This is a genomic window from Paenibacillus sp. GL_099_B, assembly GCF_057835695.1.
In genome coordinates this window covers 5,631,398-5,647,137 of record NZ_CM174430.1, presented here as the reverse complement: position 1 = coordinate 5,647,137, position 15,740 = coordinate 5,631,398, and the positions used below count along the sequence as shown (strand labels likewise).

The window sequence follows — 15,740 nt, the reverse complement described above, 5'->3', positions numbered from 1 at the left end:
GATCTAAATCCAAGTTTAAGGTACACGTTTAACCATATAGATGTATGCAATCATATTCGGATTATTAACGACAAAGGAGTTTACCCACAATGAGATATCAAGGATTACTGCAAACGTATAGAGAGCACCTTCCGGTTAATGAAAACACGCCCCTGCTTACGCTACATGAAGGAAACACACCCCTGGTTCATGCGGAGAATCTGTCCGAGGAACTGGGATTGAATTTATATTTCAAATATGAAGGTCTGAATCCGACTGGTTCATTTAAAGACCGCGGAATGGTTATGGCTGTTGCTAAAGCGATGGAAGAAGGCAGCCGCACGATCATGTGTGCATCGACAGGTAACACTTCAGCGGCAGCAGCAGCCTATGCGGCTCGTGCTGGTCTGAATTGTATCGTATTGATCCCGAATAACAACATTGCGCTGGGTAAACTAGCTCAGGCTATGATCTATGGAGCTAAGGTAATTGCGATTAATGGCAACTTTGACCGTGCATTGGAAATTGTGCGTGAGATTACAGCCAAACACCCAATTACGCTCGTGAACTCCGTGAATCCGTTCCGGATTGAAGGACAGAAAACGGCTGCATTTGAAGTCATTGAGCAGCTTGGTCAAGCACCTGATGTACTCGCCATTCCAGTGGGTAACGCAGGGAACATCTCGGCTTACTGGAAAGGGTTCAAAGAGTATAAAGAAGCAGGAAAGTCGAATTCCTTACCACGTATGGTTGGTTTTGAAGCGGAAGGCGCGATGGCAATTGTCAAAGGTGAACCGATCCTTGAGCCTGAAACCGTAGCAACAGCTATTCGAATTGGTAATCCAGCAAGTTGGAAAACCGCTGTAGCTGCAGCTGAAGAGTCTGGCGGACAGATTAATTATGTAACTGACAAAGAAATTCTGACAGCATATCGTACGATCGCCGCTCGTGAAGGGATTTTTGCTGAACCTGCATCCGCTGCTTCCGTTGCTGGTGTATACAAACTGAAGAGTGAAGGGTACTTTAAAGGCGGAGAGACTGTGGTTTGTGTACTGACAGGACACGGTTTGAAAGATCCTAATATTGCAATCAAAACGGTAGCGACTGAGCCGCTTGTTGTGGAAGATTCCGAAGAAGCGGTTATGGCGGCAATTGCACAATTGGAGCAACAATCCGTATGAGTTTGCAGCAAAGGGTAACTGTTAAGGTACCTGCAAGTACAGCCAATCTGGGTCCAGGGTTTGATACCCTGGGCATGGCATTGTCTCTGTATGCATGGCTTGAGATGAAACCGGCTGAGCAGACAACATTCCATTTACATGGAGATCATCTGACAGGTCTGCCAACAGATAAATCCAATTTGATATATGAAGTTGCACAGATGGTATTCAACGAAGCTGGAATCTCCGTACCGGAGCTGGAGATTTCCATGTATTCAGAGATTCCGCTTACTCGGGGACTGGGAAGCAGTGCATCCGCCATCGTGGGCGCGTTGGCTGCTGCTAATGCTTTAATTGGCACTCCTTTATCTGATGCCAAGCTTCTGGACATGGCTACGTCGCTGGAGAAACATCCAGATAATGTAGGAGCTTCACTATATGGAGGTATCATTACAGCAGCGTGGGATGGCAGTCGGGTAGACCATATTCGCATTGAGCCGCATCAGGATTTGCAGACGTTGGTCATCGTACCGGACTTCGAGTTGTCCACTTCGAAAGCTAGAAATGTAATTCCACAGCAGTTTGACAAGTCTGATGTCATTCACAACATAAGCAGATCATCCTTACTCGTTGCAGCTTTGGCAAGTGGGAGATTGGACATGATTCAAAAGGCGATGTCTGACCGGATTCATCAACCCTACAGGGCATCTTTGGTACCCGGTATGGCTGAAATCCTGGAACATGCGGTCAGTCATGGAGCCCTGGGGGCTGCATTGAGTGGAGCCGGACCTACCGTTTTGACGTTGGTAGATCGTCATGATACTCGTAAGCTCGAACTGGAGCAATATTTGATAGACACAATGAGCCGTGAAGGTATCAATGCATCTGCATTGTGGTTGGATCCGGATCTGGACGGTGTTACCGTACTGCCTGATCAAGATGAAAGTCCTTTTATGGACAGAGTTAAAGGGGAAGTTAACGCATGAAACGAATTGCAGTATTACCTGAAGGTTCAGTTTCCCATGAAGCAGTAGATTTTCTGTTTAATGGGGAGCCTTTGGAATTGCTTCATTCCAAGCTGATTTCTGATGTTTTCCGGGCTACGGATAGTGGAAAGTCCCAGTACAGTGTCATACCCATTGAGAATACGATTGAAGGCTCCGTTAGTTTGCATATGGACTGGCTGGTTAACGAAGTTGATATTCCGATGCAAGCAGAATGGGTTTATCCATCCATCCAGAATGTCATTGGGCATGGCTCCGAGTTCATGACAGAGAGTGGTGAATATGATTTCGGGAAAATTACGAAGATCATGTCCCATCCTGTAGCGATTCCGCAGTGTCAGAATTTTATTCGCCTGCATTCACCTGGAGCAGATCTTGAGGGTGTAAACAGTACAGCGGAAGCTGTAGAAATTGTGAAAAAAAATCCTGGCAAAGGCTGGGTCGCGATTGGCACCAGGCTGGCTGCACAGAAGCACGGTTTGGACATTATGGCTGAACGGGTTACCGACCATGACAACAACTATACTCGTTTTGTGCTAATAGGTCATGAACCTGTTCAGATACCACGAGAGCCTGATCATGTAAAAACCAGTTTGCTCGTTACATTGCCTGAAGATGCACCAGGTGCATTGCATCAGGTGCTGTCGGCTTTTGCCTGGCGGAAGCTGAACTTGACCCGACTGGAATCTCGTCCAACGAAGAAAAGATTGGGGAGTTATTATTTTTACATTGATGTTGAGGAAAGTGCAGATTCGGTATTGCTTACCGCAGCCATGGCTGAGATTGAGGCTTTGAATTGTCAGGTACGTGTTCTTGGCAGCTATCCGTGTTATACATATCCTTCGTTGAAAACGACCTGAATCAGGACGTACATTGTTGAAGGTTGTCATAAGACTGGGTAAAATGAGCAAGAAATAGCTTGTCATTTGTTGTACAATGAACGAGATAAATGTAGTTTCGGAATCTAGGAATGGAAATTTTATGGAGGTGCAGTCATCGGTGTCAGAACAATGGATTTATTTGGATGGTCAATATGTGACCAAAGAGAACGCAACCGTTTCGGTATATGATCATGGATTTTTGTATGGAGACGGTATTTTCGAAGGTATTCGGATTTATAACGGTAACATTTTCAGATGCAAAGCGCATTTGGATCGTTTGTACGATTCAGCTAAATCCATCAGTCTGAACATTCCGCTGTCTTATGATGAGATGCTGGAAGTGATGGCTGAAACGGTACGTCGCAATGATATGCGTAACGGTTATATTCGTCTGATCGTTTCACGTGGACCTGGTAACTTGGGTCTTGATCCGCTGCGCTGCCCTAAAGCATCCGTTATCATCATTGTAGAGCAATTGGCGATCTATCCGGAGGAAGCGTATCTTACTGGGCTAAAAGCTGTGTCTGTATCCCAGCGCCGCAACATCCCGGACGCATTGAATCCAAAGATTAAATCATTGAACTATCTGAACAACATTCTTGTTAAAATTCAGTCTAATTACTCAGGTGCTGGTGAAGCGATTATGCTGAATTCCCAAGGTTACGTTACTGAGGGTTCAAGTGATAACATCTTCATCATCAAAAATGGTGTAGTTTATACGCCACCTTGCTATCTTGGTGCACTGGAGGGAATTACACGTCAGGCCATTATCGATCTGTGCGGTGAGCTGGATCTTGAATTAAAAGAAGTGCCATTTACGCTACATGATGTGTACATTGCCGACGAAGTCTTCTTCACTGGAACAGCCGCAGAAGTTATTGCTGCATATGAGGTGGACGGCAGAACGATTGGAACGGGTGTTGCAGGTCCTGTAACCTTGAGACTGCTGGAAGCGTTCCGTCAAATTGTTGACAAAGACGGTTACAAAGTTTGGGAAGATTAAATGGAACGAACTGAATAGGGAAGCAGGAAATCCTTCTTGTCTTAGAAACTCAGCATATCTGGAGTATGCGGTTTTTGGGGCGTGAAGGATTTTTTTTGCTTAGTTGATGTCATTGGCCCAATTTCTGCATAGGATGTAGTAACGGTATGGGCGAATGTACTGCCCAAGTATCACGTCTAGGAGGTTAGTTCCAAGTGAAAATACACATGGTGAAAAAAGGCGACACATTATATCTGCTGTCCCAAAAATATAATGTAGCGTTGGACAAAATTATCGCAGCTAATCCGCAAATCGCGGATCCCGACAAGTTGGAGATCGGTATGAAGGTCAAAATTCCTGCGGGGCCTGTAACACCAAAGCCGGAGGGCATATTGCACAGCCATAAAGTCCAGCAAGGAGATTCATTGTGGAAGTTGTCACAGGCTTGGGGAGTTCCATTGAAAGATATGATCAATGCGAACCCGCAATTGAAAAATCCTAATGCTCTTCTTGTAGGGGAGATCGTGTACATTCCATCAGCGAGTGCACCGGGGAACGCGGCCTCAGAAAATGGCACATCATCCAATGTTGCTCATGAGAAGCTGTCTCCTGAAGGGAAGGAATACACGGGAGTTAAAGAAGAAACGGCTCCAGTTGTACCAGTAGTCCCAGTACCTGAACCAGCACCTGTACCAGAAGTCTCCAATGCGGTTCCGGCTCCTGTACCTGCAAATCCGGTCGTACCTAATATCAAGCCAGAAGTGGAAGTGTTACCACAGTTACCTGAAATTCCTGAAGAGAAGCCGCAGAAGGAAGCTCAGAAGAAAGAAAATACCAAATCCGAAGTGCAATTAAAACCGATAACTGAAGCGCCGACGTATACGATGCCTAATATCTCACCTGAAGTCCTGCCTTTACCTGTAATACCTAACAACACGAAATGGCCTACAGAAGTGGCTCCTGCGACCAAAGCTCCATGTGGTTGCGGCAGTAAAATGCTGCATGCTCCTGCCGAGCATCCATATGCCCAAGTTCCTGTACCTGCACAAGAGGTATACACTGCTCCACAAAACATGTATACGGCTGGGGCGAACGACAATGCTACATTCCCAGGTATACCTGAAGTGAGTCCTTACTCCATAGGTAATACATCCAACATGCCATGGACCGGCACGGAGTATAATCATAACAACGTTATGCCGAACGTATCTGCTGAGATGCAGAATAACTCGTATCCGATCGCTCCATCAGGTCAAGTGAACAGCCCATACCCTCCATTTGCAGCCAATGAGTATATGAACCAACAACCGCCTCATATTTCTCCTTACTCTATGCTTCCGTACCCGCCATGCGGATGTGGCAACCATCATATGCCCAACCATCAATACGCACATCCCTCACATAACTACCAGAACCCAGCGTGGGGCACATACAATCCTTATGGGATGCAACCCGAAATGACCACATCCATGATGCCTAATCAGCCATTGGAGTATGCCTATCAAAATCCATACCCTACTCAGAACATGGTGCCGCCGTCTCCATTAGGTGCATTTGGTGAACTGTATCCTCCACAAGGTAAGGGGGAAGGCAAAAAGGGTGGACGTGACGAGGCTAACTTAAGCCAGTCTTCTACAGAGAGTGAGGCTCAGTTTAATCTTGAAGCAAAGCCTAAACAAGCAGCCAAAACAGGAACTGCGAAACGCAGAACAGCCAGACCTACTGCCAAAGCTAAATCTAAAGTATCTGTATCCGGGAAACAAGCAAGAGAGCGCACAGGGATAACCACTAAACGTAGTTCTGACAACAAAAAGCGTAGAAATCCCTGGATACAGCAATAACACTGTAAAGTAACGGAAAACCGTTAATCTTCAAAAGGTCGACTCTGAGAAGAGCCGGCCTTTTGAGTTTTGTATGGAGAGCAGATAATCCTACTGCAGTATGGAAGTGTCACGCTTGTAGGGTTCTTTAATAGATATCGAGAAAGCCCATGACTATGGACGGGGTTGTTGGGGGAATAGAGCCTCAAATTCGCTATAGTTTTAGTCGGGTCACTGGGGGCTTAGAATCTATTAAATGTTTTTTTGAAAAAGCTATTGCATTGGTTTCGTCAGTATGATATATTATTTAAGTCGCCGCTGAAACACAGCGCTGACAACGAAAAGAGTAACACAAACAAGTTTGATCTTTGAAAACTGAACAACGAGTGAGTAAACATTCTGCTTGCAGAATGAACGCGAAAGTTTGAAACAAGCCTTGGCTTGAATCGACTGGAGCATAAATGAGATTTTTAATCTCGTCAGTTTCAAAATGAGCTTATCGCTCTTTTCAATACTTTATTGGAGAGTTTGATCCTGGCTCAGGACGAACGCTGGCGGCATGCCTAATACATGCAAGTCGAGCGGACTTGATGAGAAGCTTGCTTCTCTGATAGTTAGCGGCGGACGGGTGAGTAACACGTAGGCAACCTGCCCTCAAGTTTGGGACAACTACCGGAAACGGTAGCTAATACCGAATAGTTGTTTTCTTCTCCTGAAGAGAACTGGAAAGACGGAGCAATCTGTCACTTGGGGATGGGCCTGCGGCGCATTAGCTAGTTGGTGGGGTAACGGCTCACCAAGGCGACGATGCGTAGCCGACCTGAGAGGGTGATCGGCCACACTGGGACTGAGACACGGCCCAGACTCCTACGGGAGGCAGCAGTAGGGAATCTTCCGCAATGGGCGAAAGCCTGACGGAGCAATGCCGCGTGAGTGATGAAGGTTTTCGGATCGTAAAGCTCTGTTGCCAGGGAAGAACGCTTGGGAGAGTAACTGCTCTCAAGGTGACGGTACCTGAGAAGAAAGCCCCGGCTAACTACGTGCCAGCAGCCGCGGTAATACGTAGGGGGCAAGCGTTGTCCGGAATTATTGGGCGTAAAGCGCGCGCAGGCGGTCATTTAAGTCTGGTGTTTAATCCCGGGGCTCAACCCCGGATCGCACTGGAAACTGGGTGACTTGAGTGCAGAAGAGGAGAGTGGAATTCCACGTGTAGCGGTGAAATGCGTAGATATGTGGAGGAACACCAGTGGCGAAGGCGACTCTCTGGGCTGTAACTGACGCTGAGGCGCGAAAGCGTGGGGAGCAAACAGGATTAGATACCCTGGTAGTCCACGCCGTAAACGATGAGTGCTAGGTGTTAGGGGTTTCGATACCCTTGGTGCCGAAGTTAACACATTAAGCACTCCGCCTGGGGAGTACGGTCGCAAGACTGAAACTCAAAGGAATTGACGGGGACCCGCACAAGCAGTGGAGTATGTGGTTTAATTCGAAGCAACGCGAAGAACCTTACCAGGTCTTGACATCCCTCTGATCGGTACAGAGATGTATCTTTCCTTCGGGACATAGGAGACAGGTGGTGCATGGTTGTCGTCAGCTCGTGTCGTGAGATGTTGGGTTAAGTCCCGCAACGAGCGCAACCCTTGATCTTAGTTGCCAGCACTTCGGGTGGGCACTCTAAGGTGACTGCCGGTGACAAACCGGAGGAAGGTGGGGATGACGTCAAATCATCATGCCCCTTATGACCTGGGCTACACACGTACTACAATGGCCGGTACAACGGGCTGTGAAGCCGCGAGGTGGAACGAATCCTAAAAAGCCGGTCTCAGTTCGGATTGCAGGCTGCAACTCGCCTGCATGAAGTCGGAATTGCTAGTAATCGCGGATCAGCATGCCGCGGTGAATACGTTCCCGGGTCTTGTACACACCGCCCGTCACACCACGAGAGTTTATAACACCCGAAGTCGGTGGGGTAACCGCAAGGAGCCAGCCGCCGAAGGTGGGATAGATGATTGGGGTGAAGTCGTAACAAGGTAGCCGTATCGGAAGGTGCGGCTGGATCACCTCCTTTCTATGGAGAATCGTTTCCCGAGTGGAAACATTCAAATACGCAGACTAGATCTGCAAAACTACTCACTCGTTGCTCAGTTTTGAGAGCTCAAACTCTCAAACAGCTTGCTTTTGCATGGAGCTTGTTCTTTGAAAACTAGATATCGAAACGAAATTTTGCGAATTAGAACATTCCTTTAAGCTGATCTTGTGTAAACAAGTGAAGTGTTTATAAGGTAGATTGCATGAGCGAGTGATCGAAATGGAACGACTTTTGGCTTTGCGCAAGCAAAACAAGGGAAGAGACAGCTCGAACACGAGCGATATGGTTAAGCTACTAAGAGCACACGGAGGATGCCTAGGCGCTAGGAGCCGATGAAGGACGTGGCGAACAACGAAACTGCCTCGGGGAGCTGTAAGCAAGCTTTGATCCGGGGGTGTCCGAATGGGGAAACCCAGCTGGGGTAATTTCCAGTTACTCATAACTGAATACATAGGTTATGTAGAGGCATACCAAGGGAACTGAAACATCTAAGTACCTTGAGGAAGAGAAAACAATAGTGATTCCGTCAGTAGCGGCGAGCGAACGCGGAGAAGCCCAAACCAGAGAGCTTGCTCTTTGGGGTTGTGGGACGTCTCACATGGAGTTACAAAGGAACCGGTTAAGCGAAGAGGTCTGGAAAGGCCCGCCAAAGAAGGTAAAAGCCCTGTAATTGAAAGTCTGTTCTCTCCGAGATGTATCCCGAGTAGTGCGGGGCACGTGAAACCCCGTATGAATCCGGCAGGACCATCTGCCAAGGCTAAATACTTCCTAGCGACCGATAGTGAAGCAGTACCGTGAGGGAAAGGTGAAAAGCACCCCGGAAGGGGAGTGAAATAGAACCTGAAACCGTGTGCTTACAAAAAGTCAGAGCCCGTTTTAGGGGTGATGGCGTGCCTTTTGTAGAATGAACCGGCGAGTTACGTTCCCGTGCAAGGTTAAGGTGAAGAGCCGGAGCCGCAGCGAAAGCGAGTCTGAATAGGGCGACTTAGTACGTGGACGTAGACCCGAAACCGGGTGATCTACCCCTGTCCAGGGTGAAGGTGCGGTAACACGCACTGGAGGCCCGAACCCACGCATGTTGAAAAATGCGGGGATGAGGTGGGGGTAGCGGAGAAATTCCAATCGAACTCGGAGATAGCTGGTTCTCCCCGAAATAGCTTTAGGGCTAGCCTCGGAAAACAGAGTCGTGGAGGTAGAGCACTGATTGGGTGCGGGGCCCGCAAGGGTTACCAAGCTCAGTCAAACTCCGAATGCCATAGACTTACTTCCGGGAGTCAGACAGTGAGTGCTAAGATCCATTGTCAAAAGGGAAACAGCCCAGACCATCAGCTAAGGTCCCCAAGTGTGTGTTAAGTGGGAAAGGATGTGGAGTTGCACAGACAACCAGGATGTTGGCTTAGAAGCAGCCACCATTGAAAGAGTGCGTAATAGCTCACTGGTCGAGTGACTCTGCGCCGAAAATGTAACGGGGCTAAACACACCACCGAAGCTATGGCTTGATGCTTTGCATCAGGGGTAGGGGAGCGTTGTATAAGGGTTGAAGGTGTACCGTAAGGAGCGCTGGACATTATACAAGTGAGAATGCCGGTATGAGTAACGAAAAGATCAGTGAGAATCTGATCCGCCGAAAGCCTAAGGGTTCCTGAGGAAGGCTCGTCCGCTCAGGGTAAGTCGGGACCTAAGGCGAGGCCGAAAGGCGTAGTCGAAGGACAACAGGTCGAAATTCCTGTACCACCGTAAGCCGTTATGAGCAATGGGGGGACGCAGCAGGGTAGTGACGCGGACTGATGGATGTCCGTCTAAGCAGTGAGGCTGATGTGTAGGCAAATCCGCACATCATTAAGGCTGGGCTGTGATGGGGAGCGAAAATTATAGTAGCGAAGGTCATGATCTCACACTGCCAAGAAAAGCCTCTAGCCAGGTGATGGTGCCCGTACCGCAAACCGACACAGGTAGGCGAGAAGAGAATTCTAAGGCGCGCGGAAGAACTCTCGTTAAGGAACTCGGCAAAATGACCCCGTAACTTCGGGAGAAGGGGTGCCCCGGTAGTGTGAATAGCACGAGGGGGCCGCAGTGAAAAGGCCCAAGCGACTGTTTAGCAAAAACACAGGTCTGTGCGAAGCCGTAAGGCGAAGTATACGGGCTGACGCCTGCCCGGTGCTGGAAGGTTAAGGGGAGCGGTTAGGAGCAATCCGAAGCTGTGAACCGAAGCCCCAGTAAACGGCGGCCGTAACTATAACGGTCCTAAGGTAGCGAAATTCCTTGTCAGGTAAATTCTGACCCGCACGAATGGCGTAACGACTTGGGCGCTGTCTCAACGAGAGATCCGGTGAAATTTTAATACCTGTGAAGATGCAGGTTACCCGCGACAAGACGGAAAGACCCCATGGAGCTTTACTGCAGCTTGATATTGAATTTGGGTACGATCTGTACAGGATAGGTGGGAGCCTTTGAAACGTGAGCGCCAGCTTGCGTGGAGGCACCGTTGGGATACCACCCTGATCGTATCTAGGTTCTAACCTGGTACCGTAATCCGGTGCGGGGACAGTGTCAGGTGGGCAGTTTGACTGGGGCGGTCGCCTCCTAAAGAGTAACGGAGGCGCCCAAAGGTTCCCTCAGAATGGTTGGAAATCATTCGAAGAGTGCAAAGGCATAAGGGAGCTTGACTGCGAGACCTACAAGTCGAGCAGGGACGAAAGTCGGGCTTAGTGATCCGGTGGTACCGCATGGAAGGGCCATCGCTCAACGGATAAAAGCTACCCTGGGGATAACAGGCTTATCTCCCCCAAGAGTCCACATCGACGGGGAGGTTTGGCACCTCGATGTCGGCTCATCGCATCCTGGGGCTGAAGTAGGTCCCAAGGGTTGGGCTGTTCGCCCATTAAAGCGGTACGCGAGCTGGGTTCAGAACGTCGTGAGACAGTTCGGTCCCTATCTGTCGTGGGCGTAGGAAATTTGAGAGGAGCTGTCCTTAGTACGAGAGGACCGGGATGGACGTACCGCTGGTGTACCAGTTGTTCCGCCAGGAGCACCGCTGGGTAGCTATGTACGGAAGGGATAAGCGCTGAAAGCATCTAAGCGTGAAGCCCCCCTCAAGATGAGATTTCCCAGTATGTAAGACCCCTTGAAGACGACGAGGTAGATAGGCTGGGGGTGGAAGTGCAGCAATGCATGGAGCTGACCAGTACTAATCGGTCGAGGGCTTATCCAATATGCAAGTTGTAAATCGCACATTTCGTTTCGGATCTAGTTTTCAGAGAATAAACTCTGAATGTAAGCTAAGCTATGCGTTTGGTGGCGATGGCGGAGGGGTTCCACACGTACCCATCCCGAACACGACCGTTAAGCCCTCTAGCGCCGATGGTACTTGGACCGCAGGGTCCTGGGAGAGTAGGACGCCGCCAAGCGAACTCTTTCATCTTACATAGAAAACAGATTTTGTATGTTGACGTTGTACGATGAATCGCATTTGCACTGCAGATGCTTAGTATTCCCTGATAGCTCAGTTGGTAGAGCACTCGACTGTTAATCGAGTTGTCACAGGTTCGAGCCCTGTTCGGGGAGCCATTAAGGCCCGTTGGTCAAGGGGTTAAGACACCTCCCTTTCACGGAGGTAACAGGGGTTCGAATCCCCTACGGGTCATAGCTATATTTATTAGCTTGAAAAAGGGATGAGAATCCCAAAGGTTCGTCGTAGGATAAGCTTCGTTAGCAATGGCTTCGCAGTCTCGAACGAAGTGAGAGTATCCCCTACGGGTCATATATACATGGAGGCTTAGCTCAGCTGGGAGAGCATCTGCCTTACAAGCAGAGGGTCGGGGGTTCGATCCCCTCAGCCTCCACCATATCATTTTCTGAATAACGACGCGGGGTGGAGCAGCCCGGTAGCTCGTCGGGCTCATAACCCGAAGGCCGCAGGTTCAAATCCTGCCCCCGCAATTATACTTTCTTTCAAGAAAGTGATCTGGAACCGTGGTGTAGTTGGCCTAACATGCCTGCCTGTCACGCAGGAGATCGCGGGTTCGAATCCCGTCGGTTCCGCCATTTTTATCTTATTTACCGCTTGCGGACGTGGCTCAGCGGTAGAGCATCGCCTTGCCAAGGCGAGGGTCGCGGGTTCGATTCCCGTCGTCCGCTCCAATATTATTTGCGCCCTTAGCTCAGCTGGATAGAGCGTTTGACTACGAATCAAAAGGCCGGGAGTTCGAATCTCTCAGGGCGCGCCATTTTAACTTTATACGCCGGCGTGGCGGAATGGCAGACGCGCTCGACTCAAAATCGAGTGGGAAACCGTGGAGGTTCGAGTCCTCTCGCCGGTATAAATAACGGGATGTAGCTCAGCTTGGTAGAGCACCTGGTTTGGGACCAGGGGGTCGCATGTTCAAATCGTGTCATCCCGATCTCAAAAAAGACGGACTATCTATTTATAGATAGTTCGTCTTTTTATTTTGTTTAAGAGTTACTTGAATTCTAAGCAATAATAACCTCTTAATTCATGGCCAACTTTAATAATGGATAAGTATAGCCTTCATCCTGTTAGTGTTCAAGCATAGCGTATTGCTGGTGCCTTAGGTTAATTTTGCATAAACCCCAGTTCTTTCGGTCACAATAGGTTTAAAAAGTGATAGAAGGGGTTCATGTGAACACGTTTAACTTCAAAAAACAATTCAAGAGACGCTGGCGCCGATGGAAAAGAACAGTGTGGATGACTTCAGCGTTAGTTGCTGTAGCTATACTGGCGTACAGTGGTTTGCCGATTTCTTCTGCGATCGAGCGTTTACTCACGACCAATTTCAGTGAGGCTGTATCTGTAATGGGACCTGCTGCGAGTGAACAAAGGTCTGAGCAAGAAATTCAGACTTTGATGGAACAACTCGGGTCTGATCCGGACCGTTTAACGAGTGTTGTATTGGAGACGCAATATATCTGTGGGGTAGAGACGGAACAATTAGGTAAGATGGCGATTCCTCAATTGAAGATGCTGCTCGTTCAACATCCGGATTGGGATGCTCAGGTTGAATCGGCAGAAGTGTTACGCATTAAGCAACATGTGGATGATCTTTCTCCATTATGTAAAGAGCAGGCGTATATTAGCATAGATGCTGTGGGTAATCTCAATCTTTATGAAGGACGGCCGACAGAAGAGAAAGTCATCCGTACTTTTTTTCAAATGGACGTAGGCACGTTGGAGACATCATTGCCTGAAGGTGTGTTGGAACAGTTGCAGCAGGGTATCCGTATCCAGGACAAGGATGAGTATGACAGTGTAATCTCTACGTTCAGTGATTATGCGGTAGATGAGGCCAATAAAGAAATCCGTAATGGCGGATAAAAAACAGGCTGATCTGCATTGAATGTATCTGTTTACATCGCCTAGAGGAGAAGTTCCTGGTCGCAGGACATTCGCAGGTTATAGAATATACGAAGTGAAACGAAGGACATCGAAAGATGTCCTTTTTGTCGTTCCATGACCGAAACACGTGAATATAGGAGATAGGATTGTAGGTTATTCACGAATTCAGGCGAGTATATGGAAGGACAAAGTTTTTCCTGCCGTAGGGTCTATCTTTTGTTATAATGAAATGAACGATACATATGTTCGCTTTTGTAAGGGAGAGATGGATTTGCGTTTTTTGGGAATTGACCCGGGGATTGCGATTGTCGGTTTTGGTTTTGTGGATAAAATCGGCAGTAAGGTAACACCTGTACAATATGGCTGTATTCAGACAGAAGCTCATACCCCTGAAGAGGAACGGCTGCTTCATGTATATGAGGGCATGGTACAGCTGATTGATAAATATAAACCAGACGCGGTAGCGCTGGAGAAACTTTTTTTCAATCGTAACGTCACAACAGCGATGTCTGTAAGTCAGGCTAGAGGTGTCATGGTACTGGCTGCTGCCCAGAAGGGACTGCCTATAGCCGAATATACGCCGATGCAGATTAAGCAGGCGATTGTGGGATACGGAAAAGCGGAAAAGCGGCAAGTGCAGGAGATGGTCAAAATGTTTTTGCGCCTGCAGGTGATTCCGAAGCCGGATGACGTAGCGGATGCTTTGGCTGTAGCAGTGTGTCATGCACACTCATATACATTAAATTCCAAGTTGAATGAGGTATTGCGAAAATGATTGATTTTCTAAGAGGACAGTTCGTACATCTGGAGAATGAATATATTGTGCTTGATGTGCATGGGGTTGGTTATCGTGTATTCTGTCCGAATCCTTTTGCATTTGCGAAGCAAGAAGGCGAAATTATGGTGTATACCCATCACCATGTACGTGAAGACGCGATGTTGCTGTTTGGTTTTGCCACTCGTGAGGAACAGAAGTTATTTCGCAAGCTGATCGAGGTATCAGGTATTGGACCCAAAGTTGCTCTGGGTATACTCGCTGGCGGTACGCCGGACCATGTCGTGACTGCAATTTATCAAGAGAATCTGACGTTCCTGACCAAACTGCCGGGGATTGGTAAGAAAACAGCGCAGCGCATGATACTGGACCTTAAGGACAAATTGGATGGGTTCGGTGCTGCCACGTATGCAACAGGTTTGTTTGCCCCTCCTTCGGAAGAAGCAGGAAGCGGCTCTGCCTGGGATGAGGCTCGTGAAGGGCTTAAGGCGCTGGGGTATACCGACAGTGAACTGGATAAAGTTTGGCTCAAACTGAAGAAAGATGTTACTTCGGCCGATTCTGTTGATGTGTTGATGAAACGGGCACTGCAAATGCTGTTTACGGGATAATTAATTTTGCCTCTATAATAGAGCAGTAAGCCGCATAAAAAAGGTAGGGATGAACATGGATGACCGGATTATTTCCGCGAACCTGATGATGGAGGATCAAGCTGTGGAGCTTAGCCTTCGTCCCCGGTATTTAAATGAATATATCGGGCAGAACCAGGTCAAGGAGAATTTGAAAATATACATTGAAGCCGCCAAGATGCGCAATGAGGCGCTCGATCATGTGTTGTTATATGGCCCGCCTGGACTGGGTAAAACAACACTTGCCAATATTATTGCCAATGAATTGGGTGTTAACTTGCGCACAACATCGGGACCTGCGATTGAACGTCCAGGTGATCTGGCTGCATTGCTTACAAACCTGCAAGAAGGGGATGTCCTGTTTATTGACGAGATTCATCGCCTTCATCGGACGGTAGAAGAAGTGATGTATCCCGCTATGGAAGACTTCGCATTGGATATCATGATCGGAAAAGGCCCAAGTGCCCGCTCCGTACGTCTTGATCTGCCATCGTTTACGCTGATTGGGGCTACAACCCGTGCAGGCTTGCTGTCTGCGCCTCTCAGAGACCGGTTCGGTGTTATCAGTCGGCTGGAGTTCTACACGGTGGACGAGCTGGCCTACATCGTCTCACGCGCCTCAGAGATTCTAGGAGTGGAGATTGTTGGTAATGCCGCCGAAGAGATCGCATTACGCTCCCGTGGGACGCCGAGGATTGCCAATCGACTGCTAAAAAGAGTGCGTGACTTTGCCCAGGTACGGGGTGATGGAATCATCACACAGGCTCTGGCGGAAGAAGCGCTGCAACGTCTTCAGATTGATCCGCGCGGTCTGGACGAGATCGATCACAAGATGCTCAAATCAATGATTAACAGTTTCCGGGGAGGCCCGGTGGGTCTGGATACGATTGCCGCTACGATTGGTGAGGAGAGTCAGACCATAGAGGATGTCTATGAGCCTTATCTATTGCAGATTGGCATGCTTCAACGCACACCGAGGGGCAGAATTGTAACGGACCTGGCCTATCATCATCTGGGTTTGCCAGTTCCACCGAGAGACGCCAAATAATTGTGATTATATATCAATGA

General features: G+C 48.4%; 9 protein-coding genes, 9 tRNA genes and 3 rRNA genes. All 21 read left to right on the top strand.

The genetic code is table 11. From position 1 onward, the window contains the following. The first annotated feature begins 89 nt into the window (after positions 1-89). The 21 genes from thrC to ruvB all read left to right on the top strand — a co-directional run bounded on the left by thrC (position 90) and on the right by ruvB (position 15,720). Positions 90-1,160 carry a threonine synthase gene (gene thrC / locus AC3ITG_RS25635; RefSeq protein ID WP_413373154.1) on the top strand — a complete coding sequence of 357 codons (1,071 nt, stop codon included), beginning with the start codon at positions 90-92 and terminating at the stop codon, positions 1,158-1,160. Beyond that, on the top strand, positions 1,157-2,125 hold the full coding sequence (thrB, locus tag AC3ITG_RS25630; RefSeq protein ID WP_413373153.1) for a homoserine kinase: 969 nt from the start codon (positions 1,157-1,159) through the stop codon (positions 2,123-2,125). The genes thrC and thrB overlap by 4 nt, the downstream gene beginning before the upstream one ends. Further along, positions 2,122-3,003, top strand: coding sequence for a prephenate dehydratase (gene pheA, locus AC3ITG_RS25625; protein ID WP_489251749.1), 882 nt, complete (start codon positions 2,122-2,124; stop codon positions 3,001-3,003). Before thrB ends, pheA begins: the two co-directional genes overlap by 4 nt. Positions 3,004-3,142: 139 nt before the next feature. Beyond that, on the top strand, positions 3,143-4,027 hold the full coding sequence (gene ilvE / locus AC3ITG_RS25620) for a branched-chain-amino-acid transaminase (RefSeq protein WP_076290954.1): 885 nt from the start codon (positions 3,143-3,145) through the stop codon (positions 4,025-4,027). 194 nt (positions 4,028-4,221) lie between these two features. Then, complete coding sequence (locus tag AC3ITG_RS25615) at positions 4,222-5,847, top strand: LysM peptidoglycan-binding domain-containing protein (protein ID WP_489251748.1); 1,626 nt, start codon at positions 4,222-4,224, stop codon at positions 5,845-5,847. A gap of 495 nt (positions 5,848-6,342) precedes the next feature. Then, positions 6,343-7,894: ribosomal RNA gene (locus tag AC3ITG_RS25610) — 16S ribosomal RNA — on the top strand. 305 nt (positions 7,895-8,199) lie between these two features. After that, positions 8,200-11,126: ribosomal RNA gene (locus AC3ITG_RS25605) — 23S ribosomal RNA — on the top strand. A gap of 79 nt (positions 11,127-11,205) precedes the next feature. After that, positions 11,206-11,322, top strand: a 5S ribosomal RNA gene (gene rrf / locus AC3ITG_RS25600). The 16S, 23S and 5S rRNA genes sit together here with 9 tRNA genes alongside, the layout of an rRNA operon. Positions 11,323-11,406: 84 nt before the next feature. Continuing rightward, positions 11,407-11,482: transfer RNA gene (locus tag AC3ITG_RS25595), tRNA-Asn, on the top strand. A 4-nt stretch (positions 11,483-11,486) separates the two neighbouring features. Next, positions 11,487-11,558, top strand: a tRNA-Glu gene (locus AC3ITG_RS25590). A 126-nt stretch (positions 11,559-11,684) separates the two neighbouring features. Further along, a tRNA-Val gene (locus tag AC3ITG_RS25585) sits at positions 11,685-11,760 on the top strand. A gap of 20 nt (positions 11,761-11,780) precedes the next feature. Further along, a tRNA-Met gene (locus tag AC3ITG_RS25580) sits at positions 11,781-11,854 on the top strand. Between the two features lie 27 nt (positions 11,855-11,881). Next, positions 11,882-11,959: transfer RNA gene (locus tag AC3ITG_RS25575), tRNA-Asp, on the top strand. Positions 11,960-11,980: 21 nt separating this feature from the next. Then, positions 11,981-12,055: transfer RNA gene (locus AC3ITG_RS25570), tRNA-Gly, on the top strand. Between the two features lie 9 nt (positions 12,056-12,064). Then, positions 12,065-12,141: transfer RNA gene (locus AC3ITG_RS25565), tRNA-Arg, on the top strand. Between the two features lie 14 nt (positions 12,142-12,155). Further along, positions 12,156-12,234: transfer RNA gene (locus AC3ITG_RS25560), tRNA-Leu, on the top strand. A 7-nt stretch (positions 12,235-12,241) separates the two neighbouring features. Continuing rightward, positions 12,242-12,315, top strand: a tRNA-Pro gene (locus AC3ITG_RS25555). A gap of 239 nt (positions 12,316-12,554) precedes the next feature. After that, positions 12,555-13,247 carry a BofC C-terminal domain-containing protein gene (locus AC3ITG_RS25550; protein WP_489251747.1) on the top strand — a complete coding sequence of 231 codons (693 nt, stop codon included), beginning with the start codon at positions 12,555-12,557 and terminating at the stop codon, positions 13,245-13,247. Between the two features lie 292 nt (positions 13,248-13,539). Then, on the top strand, positions 13,540-14,043 hold the full coding sequence (gene ruvC / locus AC3ITG_RS25545) for a crossover junction endodeoxyribonuclease RuvC (RefSeq protein WP_053779097.1): 504 nt from the start codon (positions 13,540-13,542) through the stop codon (positions 14,041-14,043). Next, positions 14,040-14,654 (top strand): Holliday junction branch migration protein RuvA, encoded by a 615-nt coding sequence (gene ruvA, locus AC3ITG_RS25540; protein ID WP_076287741.1) that lies wholly within the window; start codon positions 14,040-14,042, stop codon positions 14,652-14,654. The genes ruvC and ruvA overlap by 4 nt, the downstream gene beginning before the upstream one ends. A gap of 55 nt (positions 14,655-14,709) precedes the next feature. Continuing rightward, positions 14,710-15,720, top strand: coding sequence for a Holliday junction branch migration DNA helicase RuvB (gene ruvB, locus AC3ITG_RS25535; protein ID WP_053779099.1), 1,011 nt, complete (start codon positions 14,710-14,712; stop codon positions 15,718-15,720). Positions 15,721-15,740 lie beyond the last annotated feature (20 nt).

What these genes read in the sequence shown, in the direction of transcription:
- ruvA (WP_076287741.1), top strand. Translation starts at nt 14,040, where the DNA reads ATGATTGATTTTCTAAGAGGACAGTTCGTACATCTGGAGAATGAATAT.
- thrB (WP_413373153.1), top strand. Translation starts at nt 1,157, where the DNA reads ATGAGTTTGCAGCAAAGGGTAACTGTTAAGGTACCTGCAAGTACAGCC.
- thrC (WP_413373154.1), top strand. Translation starts at nt 90, where the DNA reads ATGAGATATCAAGGATTACTGCAAACGTATAGAGAGCACCTTCCGGTT.
- pheA (WP_489251749.1), top strand. Translation starts at nt 2,122, where the DNA reads ATGAAACGAATTGCAGTATTACCTGAAGGTTCAGTTTCCCATGAAGCA.
- ruvB (WP_053779099.1), top strand. Translation starts at nt 14,710, where the DNA reads ATGGATGACCGGATTATTTCCGCGAACCTGATGATGGAGGATCAAGCT.